This window comes from Pseudomonas monachiensis, from assembly GCF_047345015.1.
In the GTDB taxonomy this organism is placed as follows: domain Bacteria; phylum Pseudomonadota; class Gammaproteobacteria; order Pseudomonadales; family Pseudomonadaceae; genus Aquipseudomonas; species Aquipseudomonas monachiensis.
In genome coordinates, this window is sequence record NZ_CP178857.1 from 5,252,179 (window position 1) to 5,272,114 (window position 19,936).

Here is a 19,936-nt window from a genome sequence, read left to right on the forward strand (position 1 = left end):
TTCGTCCTTCGCAAGTCAAGTCGTCTATGTGCTTTATTCTACTAAGCGCATGAGAACGCAAGAAAAAACCCGTAAATCAGCCCTGTGTTAGCTTCGATTGCGCAACTTTTAGCAAAAAATTGGCACGCGAATGCACTTACCTTGCAACGGCCGACAAAATAGACAGATATTGTGAACAACTGCCAGCGGACGCTGGCAGCTTCTGGCTCAGCGGGACGCGGTAATCAGCTGATCGAATTCTTTGAGCAGCACCTGCAACTGCCGATCCCTACCCTGGACATTGCGCCCGGCAAAGACCATTTCAGCCATTTCCTGAATGCCCGAAGCGTTGGGTAGCGGCAAATCCTGCTCGAGGATCATCTTCATGCGTGGCAGGAAGATCCATTGCAGCCACTGCTCGAAATCCAGTGTGTCGACCGAAAACGGCTCGACACTGGAAAGCGCTTCGGCAGAGGGCGAGACCTCATCCCACCATCCTTGCACCCGCAACTCGCGCTCGATCAACAACAGTTGATCGGCGATTTTCAGAAAGCGCGCATCCATCACAGCGTTACCTTGGCCTTCTGACGAGCCAATGCCGCGCCCTGGGAGTCACCCTGCTTTTCGCGCGCCTGGCCAATCAGCTCCCACAAGTTGGCCTGAAGGGCTGGACGGCCATTGGCAAGGGTCAGCCCACGGCGAGCGAACTGTTCGGCCTGGGCGGCATCGCCCTGAGACATGCGCACCTGGGCTAGCCGGTAAAGCACCTGCGGCTCACGCGGTGCAACGCGCTGGGCGCGTTCGAGGCTGGAGGAGGCACCATTAAGATCACCGCTCGCCTGTTGCTGTTGAGCGGTGGTCAGCAAAGCCAATACCGGGCCGTCCAACTGCTCGTCGGCAGAAAGTCCGCCCGAACTGGCCGATGGAATCCCGCTTGGCGACGACGGCATGCTGTAGCTGCCCTGATTGATCGGCGCCGATTGGACCGGCGACGTGTCAATCGGCCCCGGCGTGATCGGACCCGGCGTGATCGGCGTGGTGCTGATCGGCGTCGAAGTCGTCGCCGCGCCTGGCACCATCACCACTACGCCGCTGTCACCCTGCGCAATCGCCTGGGTCTGCGACTGCCCCTGCGCTGGGCGCTTGACGGTCGTCTGGCGGAAACCGCCATTGGCCGAGATCCGCTCACTGTTGGACACGGCGGTGCCGGAGTCCACAACCGGAATCGAGCCACGTTGTACGCTGGAACAACCGCTGAGCAAAGCTACGGCGGCAACCGCTGGAATCAACCACTTGTTCACTTGAAACCCTCTTTGCTTAATTCATCCAGCCTTTGACCCAGTCCATCACCGACTCTGCAGGGTTTTCACCACCGCAAGCGGCACCGGGAGGTGGTTCACTGCCGCGAATATACGGCATCTGCACGGCACCCGGGCAACCAGCATCAGAACCTTGCCCGGTTCGCGAGTCCACCCAGGCCTGAACGATATTATCCGGCTGCGGCATGTCCAGCGGCAACGGGTCGGCCTTGCGCATGAAACTGGTCCAGACCTGCAAGGCCCCTGTGGCGCCGGTGAATGGCGTCTTGCCGTTGTCGTCGCGACCCAGCCAGACCACCGCCAGCAAGTCCTGGCTGAAACCGGCAAACCAACTGTCCCGCGAGTCGTTACTGGTACCGGTCTTGCCCGCCAGGGTCAGGGTCCTTGGCAGCACGTTATAGACCGAGCTGCCGGTACCTTCACGCATCACCCGCTGCATGGCGCTCTGGATCAGGTAAATGGAGGCCGGATCGAAACGTTGCTGGATCTGGAATGGATAACGCTTGAGCGGCTCGCCCTCGGCAGTCAGCACGCTGCGAATCCCGCGCATCGGCGTATTGAAGCCGCCGTTGGCGAGGGTCTGGTACATGGTCGCCACTTCGATTGGCGTCATGCCGCCGGCCCCGAGCAACATCGACGGGAAGGCCGGGAATTCACGGGTCACACCCAGGCGCTCCACCGTTTTCAGGACGTTCGGCACCCCCACCGCCAAACCGAGACGCGCGGTCGACAGGTTGTAGGAATGCGCCAGGCCTTGATAGAGGAACACTGTACCGTGAGAACGACGATCATAGTTCTGCGGCTTCCAGACCTGACCGTCCGCGCCTTTGACCGAAAAGGATTCGTCCGACAGCCAACTGGTCAGTGTGTACTGGCTTGGTTTCTCCAGTGCGGTCAGGTAAACCGCCGGCTTGATCAGCGAGCCGATCGGCCGTACCGCATCCAGCGCCCGGTTGAACCCGGCAAAACTGGCCTGGCGACTGCCGATCATGGCCTGCACCTCCCCCGTCTCCGGGTTGGTCACGACCATTGCCGCTTCCACGTCATCGGAACCCTTGCGCCCAGCCAGGCGCTTGAAGGTGTCGTTGACCGAAGCTTCAGCCTTCATCTGCAGGATCGGATCGAAGCTGGTGAAGATGCGCAGCCCTTCTTCGGTCAAGTCTTCGTCGCGATAGTCTTCGCGCAGCTGACGCTTGACCAGATCGAGGAAGCCGGGGAACGAGCTGTCCGCCAGACTGCCGCGCTTGGTCACGCCCAAAGGCATTTTCTTCGCCGCCTCAACCTGCTCGGCAGTCGCGACGCCCTGCTCTTGCAGCACATCGAGCACCAGGTTGCGCCGCTCGAGGGCACGCTCCGGATAACGACGGGGGTTATAGGAAGAAGGCCCCTTGACCATGCCCACCAGCAGCGCAACCTGATGCAGCTTGAGCTCGGCCAGCGGCTGGCTGAAGAAGAACTGGCTGGCCAGGCCGAAACCATGCACCGCGCGCTGACCGTCCTGCCCGATAAACACTTCGTTGAGGTAAGCCTCGAGAATTTCGGGCTTGTCGTAATGCAGTTCAAGTAGCAGCGCCATCATCGCTTCGGTGAGTTTGCGGCTCAGGCTGCGCTCGTTGGTCAGGTAGAAGTTCTTGACCAACTGTTGCGTCAGGGTACTGCCGCCCTGACGCATGCGCCCGGACGAACCGTTGACCCAGATTGCACGGGCGATCGACTTCGGCGAAACACCAAAGTGATGATAAAAATCACGATCCTCGACCGCCACCAGCGTTTCAAGCAGGTACGGCGGCACCTGATCGATCTTGATCAGAATCCGGTCTTCGAGGTTTTTCGGGTACAGGCCACCGATCAACAGCGGCTCCAGGCGCACCACCGACAGCTTCGAGCCTTTTGCCCCCGCCAACTCGGCCACGTAATCGCCGGAGAAACGCACCCGCACCGGTTGCGCTTGCTCCATGCCTTCATAGAACTGGAAGCCGCGGGTGTTCAGGTCAACGGTATTGCCATTGACCGACGCCGCCCCCGGACCATTGGCCACGCTTTCACGGCGATAACCCAGGGCATCGAGTTCGGTCAGGAAATCATCCCGGCTCAGCTTCTGTCCGACGAACAGTTCGAGCGGGCGCGCGTAAACCTTGGCCGGGATGGTCCAGCGCTTGCCGGAGAACTTCTCCTGGACGATTGCATCAAGGTAAACGGCGAATCCGGCCAGCACCACAAGGGCGACCAGACTGAGTTTAATGGCCCAGCCCAGCCACGGGCGCAGGCCCTTGGAGGGTGGTTTTTTTGGGGTGCGGGGAGTTCGAGTACGAGTCATGGCGGCGGATTATACGCACTTTATTCATCCTCAACAGGAGCGCTCCGAGGTTTGCGTCAGGCGGACTTGCAGCCATAATGACGGCCTTGAATTTCCCAGACTCTGAAGGATCGCCTGTGAGCCAGTCCCTGATCGCTGCCCTGCAAAACCCTGCCCTCTACCCGCATCCTGTAGAGGGATTCCAGGTCATCGAGACCCATATTTCCTGGGTACTGCTCACCGGCCCCTATGCCTATAAAGTGAAGAAGCCGGTCAATTTCGGTTTTCTTGACTTCACCAGCCTTGAGGCTCGCGAACACTTTTGCGCTGAAGAACTGCGCCTGAACCAGCGCCTGACCGACGATCTGTACCTCGAAGTGCTGCCCGTCACCGGCAGCGCCGAAGCTCCGCAACTGGGCGGCGAAGGCCCGGCCATCGAATACGTACTGAAGATGCGCCAGTTCCCGCAAACCGGCTTGCTCAGCACCCTGCAAGCCAATGGCGAACTGACCACCGCGCACATCGACGAGATGGCCGAGCAAATCGCCCGCTTCCACCTCAACGCACCGAAGGTGCCGGCCGGGCACGAAGCCGGCACCCCGGACAGTGTCATGGCGCCGGTGCGGCAGAACTTCGAACAGATCCACCCGTTCCTCAGCGATAAAGCCGACCTGTTGCAACTCGACGCCCTGCAAGCCTGGGCAGAAAGCAGCTTCGAGCGCCTAAAGCCGCTGCTCGCCCAGCGCAAGGCCGAAGGTTTCATTCGTGAATGCCACGGTGATATCCACCTGGGTAACGCCACCGTGATCGACGGCAAGGTCGTGATCTTCGACTGCATCGAATTCAACGAACCGTTTCGCTTTACCGACGTTTACGCCGACACCGGCTTCCTGGCGATGGACCTGGAAGATCGCGGCTTGAAGTGCCTGGCGCGTCGCTTCATCAGCCAGTACCTGGAGCTGACCGGCGACTATCGCGGCCTCGAACTGCTGAACTTCTATAAAGCCTACCGCGCACTGGTTCGCGCCAAGGTTGCCCTGTTCAGCATGCCGGCCGACGCCACTGCGGTGCAGCGCGCCACCACCCTGCGCCAGTACCGCAACTACGCCAACCTGGCGGAAAGCTATAGCACCATTCCTTCGCGTTTCATGGCCATTACCCACGGTGTTTCCGCTGTCGGCAAGAGCCACGTCGCCATGCGCCTGGTCGAAGCCCTGGGTGCGATCCGCCTGCGTTCCGATGTCGAGCGCAAGCGCCTGTTCGGCGAGCAAACCGTCGAGAACGACGTACAGGCCGGCATCTATAGCGCCGACGCCAGTGCAGCGACCTATGCCCGCCTGCACGAAATCGCCGGCGTCATTCTGCGTGCGGGTTTCCCGGTGGTGGTGGATGCCACTTACCTCAAGCATGATCAGCGTGACAGTGCAGCGAAGGTTGCCGAAGCCACCGGCGCCCCCTTCCTGATCCTCGACTGCAATGCGCCACAGGCCGTGATCGAAAGCTGGCTGGCCATGCGCCAGGCAGACAAGAAAGACCCGTCCGATGCCACCCTGGCCGTTATCGCAGCCCAGCAAACCAGCCGTGAAGCGCTGACACCTGCGGAAATCCTCTGCAGCAAGCGCGTCCAGACCAATGAAAGCGGGACGCTCGATACCGTTGTGGAACAGATTCGCCAGCGCCTGCCAGGCCTGTAAGAAACTATTTCGGTCGTGAAGTCCGCGCTGGCTTCACGACCTTCAAATGGTGGCACTATACTGGCGTCATAAAACCATCAGGTGATGCGACATGAGCCAGCCTAAACTTCTCGACACATCGCTATATGCCCTGCTGCACAAAGACGACATCAAAGGCTTCAACAGTGAACGCCCCAAGGATGGTCCCATCGACATGGCAGGTGGAGATTTCCGGGGGCTGGACCTGCGCGAGCTGAATGCCGACGGCGTGGATTTCAGCGACGCCTACTTCCGTTCCGCCGACTTGCGCGGCATCGATTTTCGCAAAGCGAACCTGGAAGGCGCGAGCCTGGCTCACGCGCAGATCTCCGGTACGTACTTTCCGGTCGAACTCAGTGCCGACGAAATCCTGATGTCGATGAACTTCGGCACGCGATTGCGTTATCGCACCCGATAATCACCGTCTCGCCGCCTTACACGTCCAGCGCCTGCGCTGCGCTGGACTGCTGGGATATTCGCCCCTAAATCCTTGCTCTCCCCCACTCTTCCTCCCGCGCGCATAGACTTTTCACGCCCTGCCAATACTCGTTTCTTAGAAGCATTTGCGTCGTAATCGAGCAAACAATCACGCTTTTCCTACTGATGGCTACACTCCTCAGAAGATTGCCCACGCTCTCCATTCGGCCATCGCAAGGAGGCTTGATGAATGATGAACTGCAACACCTGAAGAATCTTGGCAAGACGTCAGCGCAATGGCTGCATGCCGTGGGCATCCATAGCGCTTCGGACTTGCGTCGCCTCGGGGCGGTGGATGCTTATCGGGCCGTGCGCACGCGCGGTTTTCGGGCGTCCAAGGTGTTGTTGTACGCAATTGAAGGCGCACTGATGGACGTTCACTGGAATGACATTCCTGCCGAGCGCAAGGAAGCCCTGAACAAACAACTGGAAGCCATCTCTACACGCCACAAGAACTGATCTGATACATGCTTGCGAAGCTTTACAGCCTGAAACCCAATGATTACGAGGCCTGCAGACACAAATCCGGCGAATCGCAAAGAAATCGAAAAACAGCGGTTGACTTGGTAATGAGAATCGATATGATTATCACAACTGGTCGCGAGACTGGTCGATATTCTGAAAAGCCCTTGGTTCGGACTCTCGGATTATCTCCTCATCAGGCTAATCACGGTTATTTGACCCGGCTCTTGCCGGGTCTTTTTTTGCCTGTGGAAAAGTATTGGCAGGATGAAGGCACTTGCACCCGACGGACAGGGCAGCCATTTGATAGCATTCAACCTTCAAGCTCGGACATATCCAGTCACGAGCTGCGGGACCGAGGATAGACATGAAGTTGCTTTGCGCTGGCGCCGGGTTGGTCAATGACAGCAGCCGCGGGTTCGACATCGATGGCCAAAAGTTTTTTGCAGTGCGCCGCAGCGGACAGGTTTACGTCTATATCAATCGCTGCCCGCACCGGGGCGTTGCCCTGGAGTGGCATCCCGACCAGTTTCTCGACCCCAGCAACAGCCTGATCCAGTGCGCCACCCATGGCGCACTGTTCCTGATCGAAGACGGTGAATGCGTCGCCGGCCCTTGCGCGGGGCAAGCCTTGACCAGCGTGGCCTGCCGCGAGGACGAACAAGGTATCTGGATCAGCCTCTAGCACCCGGCAATACGTCCAGGCACCGGTCGACCAGCATTTCTTCGTGGCTCAACCGCACACCGTAGGCCAGCACCTCGACCCCACAGGCAATAGCCTCACGCAAGGCCTGCGCATAAGCCGGATCGATTTCCTGCGCCGGGCGCACAGCCTCGATGTCGGAAAGGCAAACACAGTACAACTGCACCGCGCGAATACCGTCCCTGGCCAAGTGGGCCAGCTCCCGCAGATGCTTGGCGCCACGCTGGGTAACCGCATCGGGAAACGCCGCCACCGCCGTACCGTCGAACCCCAGGGTCACGCTTTTGACTTCGACGTAGGCCGGCCCTTCGGGGTAATCGAGGCGGAAATCGATACGACTGTTTTCCTGACCATAAGCCACTTCGCGCTTGAGCCCGGTAAACCCGTTCAGCTCCGTGATGACGCCCGCTCGCAGCGCCTCTTCAATCAAACCGTTGGCGCGGGAGGTGTTCACGCAAAACAGCCGCCCTTGCGGGGTTTCGCCGATCTCCCAGGTGCCGGGCAACTTGCGTTTCGGATCGTTGGAGCGACTGAACCAGACCTGCCCGCCTTCGACCTGACAATTGAGCATCGAGCCTGTGTTCGGGCAGTGAATGGTCAGCAATTCGCCGCCAACGGTTTCGATATCGGCGAGAAAACGCTTGTAACGTCGGATCAGGCGCCCTTCTTCGAGGGGAGGATGAAAACGCATCAGCCTTGCCAGCTCCGCAATCCACGGGCAATGCGCTCGACCGCTTCCTGCAACCGCTCGAGATTTTGCGTGTAGGCGAACCGCACATGATGCCCGGCCTGATAACGCCCGAAATCCAGCCCCGGGGTGAATGCCACATGTTCGGTTTCCAGAAAATACTTACAAAACGCGAAGGCATCGCCGCCGAACCTGCTGATATCGGCATACAAGTAGAACGCCCCTTCCGGCTCCACGGCAATCCCGAAGCCCAATTCACGCAAGGCCGGCAGCAGGTAGTCCCGACGCCGGCCAAATTCGGCGCGACGCTCTTCGAGAATGCTGATGGTCGCCGGCTCGAAACAGGCCAGAGCAGCGTGCTGTGCCATGCTTGGTGCACTGATGTAGAGGTTCTGGGCAAGCTTTTCCAGCTCACCGACGGCCGCGTCGGGTGCCACCAGCCAGCCGAGCCGCCAACCGGTCATCCCGAAGTACTTCGAAAAGCTGTTCAGAACGAATGCACTGTCGTCGACTTCCAGCACGCTGGCCGCATCGGTGCCATAGGTCAGGCCATGATAAATCTCGTCGACCACCAGATGACCGTGGCGCTCCTTGATCGCGACAGACAGCTTCGCCAGCTCGTCGCGGGTCAGGATCGTGCCGGTCGGATTGGCTGGCGACGCCACCAGTGCGCCGACGCTGTCGTGGTCCCAATGACGCTCGATCAGGCCCGGCGTCAATTGATAACGCACATCCGGGCCGACCGGCACCAACTGTGCCGCGCCTTCGACCAATCGCAGGAAATGCCGGTTACACGGATAGCCCGGGTCCGCCAGCAGCCAGTGCTTGCCGGGGTCGACCAGCAAAGCGCTGGCCAGCAGCAGCGCGCCGGAGCCACCCGGCGTGATGAGGATGCGCCGTGGGTCGATGTTCAAGCCATAACGCTGCTGATAAAAGCCCGAAATGGCCTCACGCAGCTCGGGAATGCCACGCGCGGCGGTGTAACGGGTCTTCCCCGCTGTCAGCGCAGCCTGGCCGGCCTGGATGATCGGTTCGGCGGTGGTGAAGTCCGGCTCGCCGATTTCCAGGTGGATCACATCGTGGCCGGCCGCCTGCAATTCATTGGCCCGCGCCAACAGCGCCATGACATGGAAAGGTTCGATCGCGCGACTGCGGGCACTGTAGGGCTGAGCCATTGGCCTTCCTTCAACGGAATAAAAAACCGATTCTACCCAAGCGCAGGAACGAGCGAGAACCTAAAGCGGTCAGAGGCCTTGTAACTCCGATCACGAATGACTCAAGCGCGCGCGCAAGGTTTGGCTAAAATCAATAATTGAGCAGGGTTCCAGAGCCACCAGACAACGGTTTGTCGTCATTCGCAAGCACCATGTGCCGCGAGCTCGACATCCGGGAGTAGCGCGGCCCGAATTGATCTGGTAAGTTCGCCCGCTTGCAGCCGCAGGGCCGGCAGGTGTCGGTGATGGAGCAATCCTGCGCAGATGGATTACAAGAGTAGAGGCGGTCTATTTCATGTCCACCCAAGCAAAGCAGCAAAACCAGACGATCAGCGGCTTCGAGCCCTATGTTCAGAAAACCGGCGAAGAGTACATGGGCGAGCCCATGCGCAAGCACTTCACCAAGGTCCTGAATCAGTGGAAAAAAGAGCTGATGGAAGGTGTCGACAAGACCGTGGACCACATGAAGGACGAAGCGGCCAACTTTCCTGATCCGGCAGACCGTGCCAGCCAGGAAGAGGAATTCGCCCTCGAACTGCGTGCCCGCGACCGTGAACGCAAGTTGATCAAGAAGATCGACAAGACACTCCAGTTGATCGAAGACGAAGAGTACGGCTGGTGCGAATCCTGCGGCATCGAGATTGGCGTCAAGCGCCTCGAAGCGCGCCCTACCGCCGACCTGTGCATCGACTGCAAGACCCTGGCGGAAATCAAGGAAAAGCAAGTCGGCAAATAATTGCGACTTGAACGAAGAACGGAGCGTGCGAACGCTCCGTTTTTGTTTCCAGGATTCACCTCGGTAGCAAGCCCGCTCCCACAGGGGGTTGGCGCCAGTCCAGATAAAGTAACATCACCCCATGACCGCTGACGTTTCCCCCTACATCGGGCGCTTCGCCCCCACGCCCAGTGGCCATCTGCACTTCGGCTCGCTGGTCGCCGCACTGGCCTCCTACCTCGACGCGCGCTCGGTGGGCGGACGCTGGTTGATGCGCATGGAAGACCTTGATCCACCCCGCGAGGAACCCGGCGCCCAGGCGGCCATTCTCAAGGCACTGGAAAGCTATGGCTTCGAGTGGGATGGCGACCTGGTTCGCCAAAGCGAGCGGCACGATGCCTACGCCGAGGTGCTCAATCGCCTGTTCAATCAAGGACTGGCCTACGCCTGCACCTGCTCGCGCAAACAGCTGGAGCCGTTTCACGGGATTTATCCGGGCTTCTGCCGCAATGCTGGCCATGGTACTGACGATGCGGCCATCCGCCTGCGCGTACCGGAGCTGGAATACCACTTCATCGACCGGGTGCAGGGCCAATACCGACAGCATCTGGGGCGGGAAGTCGGCGATTTCGTGATCCGCCGTCGCGATGGGCTCTATGCCTATCAATTGGCCGTGGTCCTGGACGATGCCTGGCAAGGCATCACCGATATCGTTCGCGGTGCCGACCTGCTGGACTCCACGCCCCGCCAGCTCTATCTGCAAGAACTGCTCGGCCTGCCTCAACCGCGTTACCTGCACATCCCGCTGATTACCCAGCCGGATGGCAACAAACTCGGCAAGTCCTACCGTTCGCCGCCCTTGACCGAGGATCAGGCAACACCCCTGCTGCTGCGCGCGCTTCGGGCGCTGGGACAGAACCCGGGAACCGAACTGACGTACGCCACCCCACGGGAAGTGCTGAATTGGGGCATTGCCCACTGGGATGCCTCGCTGATCCCGCGCACACTGAGCCTGCCCGAGGCACAGCTACTGTGATCACACTTGCAGTGACGCGCCCATCCGTTACCATCGCCGCACGTTTACGGGCACACGCATAAGAAAGAGAGGCCGGGATGTACATCTATCGCTTGGTCCTGCTTTTGGTAGTGGGGATTTACCTGTTTTCCCCGGCCATCATGGATTGGTGGATCGACGCCACTGGCGCCTGGTATCGCCCTTATCTGCTCTGGCTGATCCTGATCGTCGTGACCTTCATCCTGCAGAGCCAAAAAGATGCCGATGAGCTTTAGCCTGACCCAGATGATCCTGATCAGCGCCGCGTACCTGGCGGTGCTGTTCGGTGTGGCCTGGATCAGCGAACGGGGCATGATTCCCCGGGCGATCATTCGCCACCCGCTGACTTACACCCTGTCGCTGGGCGTCTACGCCAGCGCCTGGGCGTTTTACGGCACCGTGGGCCTGGCCTATCAGTACGGCTACGGTTTTTTGTCCAGCTACCTGGGCGTTTCCGGGGCATTCCTGCTGGCGCCGGTGCTGCTCTACCCGATCCTGAAGATCACCCGCACCTATCAGCTGTCGTCGCTGGCAGACCTGTTTGCCTTCCGCTTCCGCAGTACCTGGGCCGGTGCGCTGACTACGATTTTCATGCTGGTCGGCGTATTGCCGCTACTGGCCTTGCAGATTCAGGCGGTCGCCGACTCCATCAGTATCCTCACCCGAGAGCCGGTACAGCATCGCGTGGCCCTGAGTTTCTGCGCACTGATTACGCTGTTCACGATTTTCTTCGGCTCCCGCCACATCGCCACCCGCGAAAAGCATGAAGGCCTGGTGTTCGCGATTGCCTTCGAGTCGGTGATCAAGCTGATCGCCCTCGGCGGTGTCGGGCTGTATGCGCTTTACGGCGTGTTCGACGGCCCACAACAGCTTGAACTGTGGCTGCTGCAAAACCAGACCGCGCTCGCTGCCCTGCACACCCCTTTGCAGGAAGGCCCGTGGCGTACGCTGTTGCTGGTGTTCTTCGCCTCGGCGATCGTGATGCCGCACATGTATCACATGACCTTTACCGAGAACCTCAACCCGCGTTCGCTGGTCAGTGCGAGCTGGGGCCTGCCGCTGTTCCTGTTGCTGATGAGCCTGGCGGTACCGCTGATTCTCTGGGCCGGCCTGAAGCTCGGCGCCACCACCAACCCGGAATACTTCACCCTGGGCATCGGCATAGCCGCCAACAGCAAGGCCTTGGCGTTGCTGGCCTATGTCGGCGGACTGTCCGCCGCCAGTGGCCTGATCATCGTCACCACGCTGGCGCTGTCCGGGATGGCCTTGAACCACCTGGTGCTGCCGCTGTATCAACCACCGGCCGAAGGCAACATCTACCGCTGGCTGAAGTGGACCCGCCGGGCGCTGATTGTCGCGATCATCATGGCCGGCTACGGCTTCTACCTGATGCTCGGTGCCGAACAGGACCTGGCCAACCTCGGCATTGTCGCTTTCGTCGCCACGTTGCAGTTCCTGCCGGGCGTGCTCTCGGTCCTGTATTGGCCGACCGCCAACCGTCGCGGCTTCATCGCCGGCTTGCTGGCAGGGATCCTGGTGTGGCTGGTGACCATGCTGTTGCCGCTGGTCGGCAACCTGCAAGGCTTCTACATTCCGCTGCTGAACATGATCTACGTGCTGGACGACACCAGCTGGCACATGGCGGCGATTGCCTCGCTGGCGGCCAACGTGCTGATGTTCACCCTGATCTCGTTGTTCACCAATGCCAGCACCGAAGAGGCAAGCGCTGCCGAAGCCTGCGCCGTGGATAACGTTCGCCGCCCGCAACGCCGGGAACTGCACGCCGCCTCGCCCCAGGAATTCGCTACGCAACTGGCCAAGCCACTGGGTGCAAAGGCGGCGCAGAAAGAGGTGGAACAGGCACTGCGCGACCTCTATCTGCCTTTCGACGAACGCCGCCCCTATGCCCTGCGCCGCCTGCGTGACCGCATCGAGGCCAACCTCTCCGGCCTGATGGGCCCGAGCGTGGCCCAGGACATGGTCGAGACGTTCCTGCCATACAAGGCCGGCGGCGAAAACTACGTCACCGAAGACATTCACTTCATCGAAAGCCGCCTCGAGGATTACCACTCGCGCCTGACCGGCCTGGCCGCCGAACTCGATGCCCTGCGCCGCTACCACCGCCAGACCCTGCAGGAATTGCCGATGGGCGTTTGCTCGCTGGCCAAGGATCAGGAGATCCTCATGTGGAACAAGGCCATGGAGGAACTGACCGGCATCGCCGCGCAGCGCGTGGTCGGTTCGCGCCTGAGTACCATTGCCGACCCATGGAAAGACCTGCTGCAAGGTTTCATCAATGTGCCGGACGAGCACTTGCACAAACAGCACCTGGCACTCGACGGCCAGACACGCTGGCTGAACCTGCACAAAGCGGCGATCGACGAACCCCTCGCGCCGGGCAACAGTGGCCTGGTATTACTGGTGGAAGACCTGACCGAAACCCAGATGCTCGAAGACAAACTGGTGCACTCCGAGCGCCTGGCCAGCATCGGTCGACTGGCGGCCGGCGTGGCCCATGAAATCGGCAACCCGATTACCGGTATCGCGTGCCTGGCGCAGAACCTGCGCGAAGAACGTGAAGAAGACGGCGAGCTGAAGGAAATCAGCGGCCAGATCCTCGAGCAGACCAAACGCGTGTCGCGCATCGTCCAGTCGCTGATGAGCTTTGCCCATGCCGGCAGCCATCAACACAGCGACGAGCCCGTCTGTCTGGCCGAAGTGGCTCAGGATGCCATCGGCCTGCTGGCCCTGAACCGACGCAATTTCGAAGTGCAGTTCTACAACCTGTGCGACCCCGATCACTGGGTCGAAGGCGACCCGCAACGGTTGGCCCAGGTACTGATCAACCTACTGTCAAACGCCCGTGACGCCTCGCCTCCCGGCAGCGCGGTACGGGTCAAGAGCGAAGCCGGCGAACACACGGTCGACCTGATCGTGGAAGACGAAGGCAGCGGTATTCCGTCGAGCATCATGGACCGATTGTTCGAACCTTTCTTCACCACCAAGGACCCTGGCGAAGGCACCGGTCTGGGCCTTGCACTGGTCTATTCCATCGTTGAAGAGCATTATGGACAAATCACCATCGACAGCCCGGCTGATGTTCAAAGCCAACGCGGTACCCGAATCAGGGTTACCTTGCCGCGTCATGTCGAAGCGACGTCCGCTGTGAACTGAGACCGTCGAGAGTATCGAATCAATGCCGCACATTTTGATCGTCGAAGACGAAACCATCATCCGCTCCGCCTTGCGCCGCCTGCTGGAACGTAACCAGTACCAGGTCAGCGAAGCCGGATCAGTGCAGGAAGCACAAGAACGCTTCACCATTCCCTCGTTCGACCTGATCATCAGTGACCTGCGCCTGCCGGGCGCGCCTGGCACGGAGTTGATCAAGCTCGCGCAGGGCACGCCGGTGCTGATCATGACCAGCTATGCCAGCCTGCGCTCGGCGGTCGACTCGATGAAAATGGGCGCGGTGGACTACATTGCCAAGCCATTCGACCATGACGAAATGCTACAAGCGGCCGCACGAATCCTGCGTGACCGACAAACGGTACAAGCCGGTGGTGAAGCCGTTGCCGGCAAAGTCACCAACGGTGCGGCGAAATCCGGTACCGACAACAGCAACGGTGAAATCGGCATTATCGGCTCGTGCCCACCGATGCAGGACCTGTACGGCAAGATCCGCAAAGTGGCACCGACCGACTCCAACGTTCTGATCCAGGGCGAATCGGGTACCGGTAAAGAACTGGTGGCTCGCGCCCTGCACAATTTGTCCAAACGCGCCAAGGCGCCGATGATTTCGGTGAACTGCGCGGCCATTCCGGAAAGCCTGATCGAGTCCGAACTGTTCGGCCACGAAAAAGGCGCATTCACCGGCGCCAGCGCCGGGCGCGCCGGCCTGGTGGAAGCGGCGGACGGCGGCACCTTGTTCCTCGACGAAATCGGCGAACTGCCACTGGAAGCCCAGGCTCGCCTGTTGCGTGTGTTGCAAGAAGGCGAAATTCGTCGCGTGGGTTCGGTGCAGTCGCAAAAAGTCGATGTGCGCCTGATCGCGGCGACTCACCGCGACCTCAAGAGCCTGGCGAAAATCGGCCAGTTCCGTGAAGACTTGTATTACCGCCTCCACGTTATCGCGCTGAAGCTGCCAGCCCTGCGCGAACGCGGTGCGGACGTCAACGAAATCGCCAATGCGTTTCTGGCGCGGCAAAGTGCGCGCGTCAACCGCACCGACCTCAAATTCGCCGCGGATGCCGAGCAAGCCATTCGTCACTACGCTTGGCCGGGCAACGTTCGCGAACTGGAAAACGCCGTCGAGCGCGCCGTCATCCTGTGCGAAAGCCCGGAAATTTCCGCCGAGCTGTTGGGCATCGACATCGAACTGGGCGACCTGGAAGACGACGAGTTCATTGGCCTGGCGCCCCAACAGGGCAACGGCAACACCAGTAACAGCAACCACGAACCGACCGAAGACCTCTCCCTGGAAGACTACTTCCAGCATTTCGTCCTCGAACATCAGGACCACATGACCGAAACCGAGCTGGCCCGCAAGCTCGGGGTCAGCCGCAAATGCCTATGGGAGCGCCGTCAGCGCCTGGGCATCCCGCGCCGCAAGACCGGGGTGGCCAGCGAAAGCTGAATCGCACCTGTCGTATGTGCGGGTAACACGTGACTTTGTGAAAAAACTGTTACCTCAGCTTTTTCACGTAACAGAAGCCGGGGCTTACGGTAACGAAGCCCCGGCTTTTTTTGGCCCTCGAAATGCCTGCCAACCGGCCTAACCCCTTGTTTTATTGGGTTTCGAAAAAGTTGGCACGCACCCTGCTATATGTTTGGTACAAGAACAATAACAAGCAATGCACAAGACAATAAAAATAAGACGAATCGACTCACGCACAATAAAAACAAGACGGCGAGAGGCGCAGCTAACTGATTCTTTTGGAGAGGCGTTGTATTTGGGGCTTGCCCCACGACCAGGCCGAGAACAACAAAAACTGTCCTAAGACAGAGCCTGTACTGGTTGGATCGAAAGATCACTGCAATTCAGCGACCAAAGCAATCCGTTTGCTCTTGGCTCCCGATTGGGAGGGTCATGAAGGAAAGCTTCATGGCGAGGGCACTCAACAAAAACAAGAAGCCCGAAACCAAAAATAAAAATAGAGCATGCAACTACTTCTTGGGGAGCTTCGGCTCCCCTTGTGGTTTGCGCGATTCGCAAATCCCCGTAAATCGGCTCGTTCCGGCCTTTAAGCCTGCGGCCTACAGCTCATATCTGCTGTGTCCTACACCATCCCCCGACTAAATGCTAGAATCCCCGCCCATCATGCGGTCATTCTTCTGTTATGGCCGAATATTCCTTCAAACAGTGCATCCCATGCTGAAGAAGCTGTTCCAGTCATTCCGTTCTCCCAAGCGTCCTACGCAACACATTCGCAGCACGCCTGAAGTGCTCAACAGCGGTCAACACTCGCTGCAGAAGGCGCAATTCAGCCGCTACGCGGTGAATATCGTTGAACGCCTGCAGAACGCCGGTTATCAGGCTTACCTGGTTGGCGGTTGCGTGCGCGACATGCTGCTGGGTATCACACCGAAAGATTTCGACGTTGCCACCAGCGCCACACCGGAACAGGTACGGGCCGAATTCCGTAACGCGCGAATCATCGGGCGCCGGTTCAAGCTGGTGCACATCCACTTCGGCCGCGAAATCATCGAAGTCGCGACCTTCCGCGCCAATCACCCGCAAAACGAAGACGAGGAAGACAGCAACCAGTCTTCGCGCAACGAGAGCGGGCGCATTTTGCGCGATAACGTCTACGGCACCCTGGAAGAAGACGCGCAACGTCGCGACTTCACCATCAATGCCCTGTATTACGATCCGGTCAGCGAACGCATCCTCGACTACGCCAACGGCGTACACGACATCCGCAATCACCTGATCCGCCTGATCGGCGATCCGACGCAACGCTACCAGGAAGACCCGGTACGGATGCTGCGGGCCGTGCGTTTCGCCGCCAAGCTGAACTTCGGCATCGAAAAACACAGCGCCCTGCCGATCCGCGGCCTGGCGCCGATGCTGCGCGAGATCCCGTCGGCCCGCCTGTTCGAAGAGGTGCTCAAGCTGTTCCTCTCCGGCCATGCCGCCGATACGTTTGAAATGCTGGTCGACCTGCAATTGTTCGATCCACTGTTTCCGGCCAGCGCCGAAGCACTGGAATACAACCCGACGTACACCCACACCCTGATCAGCGAAGCCCTGATCAACACCGACCTGCGGATCAAGCAGAACAAACCGGTAACCCCGGCGTTCCTCTTTGCAGCCCTGCTCTGGCCTGCCCTGCCGGCCCGTGTCCTGCGCCTGCAGGAGCGTGGCATGCCGCCGATTCCGGCGATGCAGGAAGCGGCGCACGAGCTGATTGCCGAACAGTGCCAGCGCATCGCGATTCCGAAACGCTTCACCATGCCGATCCGCGAAATCTGGGACATGCAGGAACGCCTGCCCCGCCGCAGCGGCAAGCGTGCCGATCTGCTGCTGGACAATCCGCGTTTCCGCGCCGGCTACGACTTCCTGCTGCTACGCGAAAGCGCCGGCGAGCAGACCGATGGCCTGGGCGAATGGTGGACTGACTATCAGGACGCCAACGAAAGCGAGCGTCGCGACATGATTCGCGACCTCAGCGGCAAGGATGAAGGCACCGGCGCCCCGCGCAAGCGTCGCCGCAGCGGTGGTTCCAAGCGCAAACGCGCTGCCGGCGCTTCGAGCACCACGGGCGAGTAATCCATGGAACGCATCTACATCGGCATGGGCAGCAATCTGGCTGACCCCGCCGAACAATTGCGCAGCGCCGTCGAGGCGCTGGCGCACTTGCCGCAAACGGAACTGGTCGGGATATCCGCGTTTTATCAAAGCGACTCGCTGCTGCCTGGACAACCGCGCTACACCAACGCGGTGGCCGCTCTCGATAGCACGCTGGCGCCACTAGATTTGCTCGATGCCTTACAGGCCATTGAAAACGGCCAGGGTCGCGAGCGCCTTGTGCGCTGGGGGCCGCGCACGCTTGACCTCGACATCGTGCTGTTCGGTGATCGCCTGATCGACGAACCACGCCTCAAGGTTCCCCATTACCACATGCAGGAACGGGCCTTCGTGCTGTATCCACTGGCGGAACTGGCCCCTGCGGATCTGCGCCTGGCCGATGGCCGCGAGCTAAGTGAATTACTCGCAGCCTGCCCGTTCGTCGGGTTGGAACGCCTGCTCCCGGCGTGACACCACTCCCACATTGGTTTTGCGTCGATCACAATATCTGCTGCTGAATCGCATCAGTTACCCCGGTAACACCCCACCCGTAACAATGCGGTAACACACGCAATTGACTTCCCTCGTTCTCCTCACGACTATAGGCGTCCCGCTGCCGCCTACACGGCGTTCAAGGGCGCAATCCAGGCCTTAAAAGCACGACGAAAGAGCGTGCGCCTGTATTCAACGAAGAATCACGCGCGTTACTCGCAGTAGTTTCCACAGCGCCTGAATGAGGAACTTTTCATGCCAGCCATCACCCTGACCACCCTGCAAGGTCTGAAGCAAAAAGGTGAAAAAATCACCATGCTGACCTGCTACGACGCAACCTTCGCCCACGCCTGCAACCAGGCCGGCGTCGAAGTGCTGCTGGTGGGCGACTCCCTCGGCATGGTTTTGCAGGGCCACGACAGCACCTTGCCTGTCACTACCTCCGAAATGGCTTATCACGTGGCCGCCGTCAAACGCGGTAACAGCGATGCCCTGATCCTCGCCGACCTGCCTTTCATGGCCTACGCCACCACCGAGCAAGCCATGACCAACAGCGCCCTGTTGATGCAGGCCGGCGCGCACATGGTCAAGGTCGAAGGAGCGTTGTGGCTGGCCGATTCGATCCGCCTGCTGGCCGAGCGCGGCATCCCTGTCTGTGCGCACATGGGCCTGACGCCGCAATCGGTGAACATCCTTGGCGGCTACAAGGTCCAGGGTCGCAATGAAAACCAGGCGCGGCAAATGCGTGCCGACGCGATCGCCCTGGAACAGGCTGGTGCGGCAATGCTGCTGCTCGAGTGCGTCCCGAGCGAACTGGCGGAAGAAATCACCCAGGCGGTGAAGATTCCGGTGATTGGTATTGGCGCTGGCAATCGCACCGATGGCCAGGTGCTGGTTCTGCACGACATGCTGGGCCTGTCCATTACCGGCCGCATGCCGAAATTCGTGAAAAACTTCATGACTGGCCAGACCAGCATTGAAGCTGCATTGATTGCCTACGTGACTGAAGTCAAAGCGGCAACATTCCCTGGGATCGAACACGGATTCTCTGCATGAACACCGTAAAAACCGTACGCGAACTGCGGGCCGCCGTGGCCCGTGCCCGTGGCGAAGGCAAGCGCATCGCCTTTGTGCCAACCATGGGCAACCTGCACAGCGGCCACGTGGCGCTGGTGACCAAAGCCTCCCAACGGGCGGACTTCGTGGTTGCGAGCGTTTTCGTCAACCCGCTGCAATTCGGTGCTGGCGAAGACCTCGACAAGTACCCGCGCACCCTCGCCGCCGACCAGGAAAAACTGCTCCAGGCCGGTTGCCATCTGCTGTTTGCCCCCACCGTTGAAGAGATGTACCCCGACGGCATGGCCGGCCAGACCCGCGTCAGCGTCCCGCAATTGTCCGAAGGCCTGTGCGGTGCCAGCCGTCCGGGGCATTTCGAAGGCGTGGCGACGGTGGTCAGCAAGCTGTTCAACATGGTCCAGCCGGACCTGGCGATTTTCGGCGAGAAAGACTTCCAGCAACTGGCGGTGATTCGCGCGCTGGTTCATGACCTGAACATGCCAATCCAGATCATCGGCGAGCCCACTGTTCGCGCTACCGATGGCCTGGCGCTGTCGTCGCGCAATGGTTTCCTCAGCGAAGAGCAACGCGCTGTGGCACCAGTGGTTTATCGCACGCTGAATGCGATCGGCGAAGCGATCAGGCAGGGCGAACGCGACTACCCGGCGCTGATCGGCACCCAGATCAAACAGCTCGAAGCCGCCGGCCTGCGTCCCGACTATCTGGAAATCCGCCATGCCCTGACCTTGCGCCCTGCGACGGCGCAGGATCGTGACCTGGTGATTCTGGTGGCGGCGTTCCTCGGTACGACGCGGTTGATCGACAACCTGCACCTGAACCTCGACGCGCCAATCTAAACACTGCAATACCCTGTGGGAGCGGGCTTGCTCGCGAATACGGTCTGTCAGCTGACACATACGTCGACTGACGCAACGCCTTCGCGAGCAAGCCCGCTCCCACATTCGATTTGCGGCAGTTT

18 protein-coding genes are annotated in these 19,936 nt (G+C 60.1%); 13 read left to right on the forward strand and 5 right to left on the reverse strand.

The genetic code is table 11. The features are described from left to right. Positions 1 to 207 precede the first annotated feature (207 nt). From ACMDB8_RS23545 to mrcB, 3 genes are read right to left on the reverse strand one after another with little or no spacing between them, the layout of a single operon-like run. Positions 208 to 543, reverse strand: coding sequence for a YqcC family protein (locus ACMDB8_RS23545; protein WP_056728612.1), 336 nt, complete (start codon positions 541 to 543; stop codon positions 208 to 210). Continuing rightward, positions 543 to 1,280, reverse strand: a complete 738-nt coding sequence (locus ACMDB8_RS23550) for a hypothetical protein (RefSeq protein WP_056728613.1) — start codon at positions 1,278 to 1,280, stop codon at positions 543 to 545. Before ACMDB8_RS23550 ends, ACMDB8_RS23545 begins: the two co-directional genes overlap by 1 nt. Positions 1,281 to 1,296: 16 nt before the next feature. Then, the gene (gene mrcB, locus ACMDB8_RS23555; protein ID WP_056728615.1) at positions 1,297 to 3,615 is read right to left on the reverse strand and encodes a penicillin-binding protein 1B; all 2,319 of its coding nucleotides are present in this window, start codon (positions 3,613 to 3,615) and stop codon (positions 1,297 to 1,299) included. Positions 3,616 to 3,731: 116 nt separating this feature from the next. On the opposite strand from mrcB, the gene ACMDB8_RS23560 reads away from it, so the two are divergent. From ACMDB8_RS23560 to ACMDB8_RS23575, 4 genes are all read left to right on the forward strand, one after another. After that, positions 3,732 to 5,288, forward strand: a complete 1,557-nt coding sequence (locus tag ACMDB8_RS23560) for an AAA family ATPase (RefSeq protein WP_409078801.1) — start codon at positions 3,732 to 3,734, stop codon at positions 5,286 to 5,288. A gap of 91 nt (positions 5,289 to 5,379) precedes the next feature. Beyond that, a complete protein-coding gene (locus tag ACMDB8_RS23565) occupies positions 5,380 to 5,724 on the forward strand; it encodes a pentapeptide repeat-containing protein (protein WP_056728618.1) in 345 nt (114 codons plus the stop codon). A gap of 245 nt (positions 5,725 to 5,969) precedes the next feature. Next, the gene (locus tag ACMDB8_RS23570) at positions 5,970 to 6,242 is read left to right on the forward strand and encodes a TfoX/Sxy family protein (protein WP_008053897.1); all 273 of its coding nucleotides are present in this window, start codon (positions 5,970 to 5,972) and stop codon (positions 6,240 to 6,242) included. 370 nt (positions 6,243 to 6,612) lie between these two features. After that, complete coding sequence (locus ACMDB8_RS23575; RefSeq protein ID WP_056728620.1) at positions 6,613 to 6,930, forward strand: Rieske (2Fe-2S) protein; 318 nt, start codon at positions 6,613 to 6,615, stop codon at positions 6,928 to 6,930. Here the strand turns inward: ACMDB8_RS23575 and sfsA are convergent. Then, positions 6,920 to 7,639: a DNA/RNA nuclease SfsA gene (gene sfsA / locus ACMDB8_RS23580; RefSeq protein WP_409078802.1), complete on the reverse strand. Its 720-nt coding sequence runs from the start codon at positions 7,637 to 7,639 to the stop codon at positions 6,920 to 6,922. The genes ACMDB8_RS23575 and sfsA overlap by 11 nt on opposite strands. Further along, the gene (locus tag ACMDB8_RS23585; RefSeq protein WP_409078803.1) at positions 7,639 to 8,811 is read right to left on the reverse strand and encodes a pyridoxal phosphate-dependent aminotransferase; all 1,173 of its coding nucleotides are present in this window, start codon (positions 8,809 to 8,811) and stop codon (positions 7,639 to 7,641) included. The genes sfsA and ACMDB8_RS23585 overlap by 1 nt, the downstream gene beginning before the upstream one ends. 334 nt (positions 8,812 to 9,145) lie before the next feature. On the opposite strand from ACMDB8_RS23585, the gene dksA reads away from it, so the two are divergent. The 9 genes from dksA to panC all read left to right on the forward strand — a co-directional run bounded on the left by dksA (position 9,146) and on the right by panC (position 19,814). After that, complete coding sequence (gene dksA, locus ACMDB8_RS23590; protein WP_008053890.1) at positions 9,146 to 9,586, forward strand: RNA polymerase-binding protein DksA; 441 nt, start codon at positions 9,146 to 9,148, stop codon at positions 9,584 to 9,586. Positions 9,587 to 9,707: 121 nt separating this feature from the next. Beyond that, the gene (gene gluQRS / locus ACMDB8_RS23595) at positions 9,708 to 10,601 is read left to right on the forward strand and encodes a tRNA glutamyl-Q(34) synthetase GluQRS (RefSeq protein ID WP_223541980.1); all 894 of its coding nucleotides are present in this window, start codon (positions 9,708 to 9,710) and stop codon (positions 10,599 to 10,601) included. A gap of 77 nt (positions 10,602 to 10,678) precedes the next feature. Continuing rightward, positions 10,679 to 10,855: a hypothetical protein gene (locus ACMDB8_RS23600; protein WP_003176118.1), complete on the forward strand. Its 177-nt coding sequence runs from the start codon at positions 10,679 to 10,681 to the stop codon at positions 10,853 to 10,855. Further along, positions 10,839 to 13,793: a sensor histidine kinase gene (locus tag ACMDB8_RS23605; RefSeq protein WP_223541981.1), complete on the forward strand. Its 2,955-nt coding sequence runs from the start codon at positions 10,839 to 10,841 to the stop codon at positions 13,791 to 13,793. Before ACMDB8_RS23600 ends, ACMDB8_RS23605 begins: the two co-directional genes overlap by 17 nt. A 22-nt stretch (positions 13,794 to 13,815) precedes the next feature. After that, on the forward strand, positions 13,816 to 15,255 hold the full coding sequence (locus ACMDB8_RS23610) for a sigma-54-dependent transcriptional regulator (RefSeq protein ID WP_056728629.1): 1,440 nt from the start codon (positions 13,816 to 13,818) through the stop codon (positions 15,253 to 15,255). A 735-nt stretch (positions 15,256 to 15,990) separates the two neighbouring features. Continuing rightward, positions 15,991 to 17,391 (forward strand): polynucleotide adenylyltransferase PcnB, encoded by a 1,401-nt coding sequence (locus tag ACMDB8_RS23615; RefSeq protein ID WP_056728631.1) that lies wholly within the window; start codon positions 15,991 to 15,993, stop codon positions 17,389 to 17,391. Positions 17,392 to 17,394: 3 nt separating this feature from the next. Further along, positions 17,395 to 17,880 (forward strand): 2-amino-4-hydroxy-6-hydroxymethyldihydropteridine diphosphokinase, encoded by a 486-nt coding sequence (gene folK / locus ACMDB8_RS23620; RefSeq protein ID WP_409078804.1) that lies wholly within the window; start codon positions 17,395 to 17,397, stop codon positions 17,878 to 17,880. A 276-nt stretch (positions 17,881 to 18,156) separates the two neighbouring features. Next, on the forward strand, positions 18,157 to 18,957 hold the full coding sequence (gene panB, locus ACMDB8_RS23625) for a 3-methyl-2-oxobutanoate hydroxymethyltransferase (protein ID WP_056728635.1): 801 nt from the start codon (positions 18,157 to 18,159) through the stop codon (positions 18,955 to 18,957). Continuing rightward, positions 18,954 to 19,814, forward strand: a complete 861-nt coding sequence (panC, locus tag ACMDB8_RS23630; RefSeq protein ID WP_056728637.1) for a pantoate--beta-alanine ligase — start codon at positions 18,954 to 18,956, stop codon at positions 19,812 to 19,814. The genes panB and panC overlap by 4 nt, the downstream gene beginning before the upstream one ends. The last annotated feature ends 122 nt before the right edge of the window (positions 19,815 to 19,936 follow it).

What these genes read in the sequence shown, in the direction of transcription:
- panC (WP_056728637.1), top strand. Translation starts at nt 18,954, where the DNA reads ATGAACACCGTAAAAACCGTACGCGAACTGCGGGCCGCCGTGGCCCGT.
- ACMDB8_RS23605 (WP_223541981.1), top strand. Translation starts at nt 10,839, where the DNA reads ATGCCGATGAGCTTTAGCCTGACCCAGATGATCCTGATCAGCGCCGCG.
- ACMDB8_RS23570 (WP_008053897.1), top strand. Translation starts at nt 5,970, where the DNA reads ATGAATGATGAACTGCAACACCTGAAGAATCTTGGCAAGACGTCAGCG.
- sfsA (WP_409078802.1), bottom strand. Translation starts at nt 7,639, where the DNA reads ATGCGTTTTCATCCTCCCCTCGAAGAAGGGCGCCTGATCCGACGTTAC.
- ACMDB8_RS23585 (WP_409078803.1), bottom strand. Translation starts at nt 8,811, where the DNA reads ATGGCTCAGCCCTACAGTGCCCGCAGTCGCGCGATCGAACCTTTCCAT.
- ACMDB8_RS23575 (WP_056728620.1), top strand. Translation starts at nt 6,613, where the DNA reads ATGAAGTTGCTTTGCGCTGGCGCCGGGTTGGTCAATGACAGCAGCCGC.
- ACMDB8_RS23565 (WP_056728618.1), top strand. Translation starts at nt 5,380, where the DNA reads ATGAGCCAGCCTAAACTTCTCGACACATCGCTATATGCCCTGCTGCAC.
- mrcB (WP_056728615.1), bottom strand. Translation starts at nt 3,615, where the DNA reads ATGACTCGTACTCGAACTCCCCGCACCCCAAAAAAACCACCCTCCAAG.
- panB (WP_056728635.1), top strand. Translation starts at nt 18,157, where the DNA reads ATGCCAGCCATCACCCTGACCACCCTGCAAGGTCTGAAGCAAAAAGGT.
- ACMDB8_RS23615 (WP_056728631.1), top strand. Translation starts at nt 15,991, where the DNA reads ATGCTGAAGAAGCTGTTCCAGTCATTCCGTTCTCCCAAGCGTCCTACG.
- dksA (WP_008053890.1), top strand. Translation starts at nt 9,146, where the DNA reads ATGTCCACCCAAGCAAAGCAGCAAAACCAGACGATCAGCGGCTTCGAG.
- ACMDB8_RS23600 (WP_003176118.1), top strand. Translation starts at nt 10,679, where the DNA reads ATGTACATCTATCGCTTGGTCCTGCTTTTGGTAGTGGGGATTTACCTG.
- folK (WP_409078804.1), top strand. Translation starts at nt 17,395, where the DNA reads ATGGAACGCATCTACATCGGCATGGGCAGCAATCTGGCTGACCCCGCC.
- ACMDB8_RS23610 (WP_056728629.1), top strand. Translation starts at nt 13,816, where the DNA reads ATGCCGCACATTTTGATCGTCGAAGACGAAACCATCATCCGCTCCGCC.
- gluQRS (WP_223541980.1), top strand. Translation starts at nt 9,708, where the DNA reads ATGACCGCTGACGTTTCCCCCTACATCGGGCGCTTCGCCCCCACGCCC.
- ACMDB8_RS23545 (WP_056728612.1), bottom strand. Translation starts at nt 543, where the DNA reads ATGGATGCGCGCTTTCTGAAAATCGCCGATCAACTGTTGTTGATCGAG.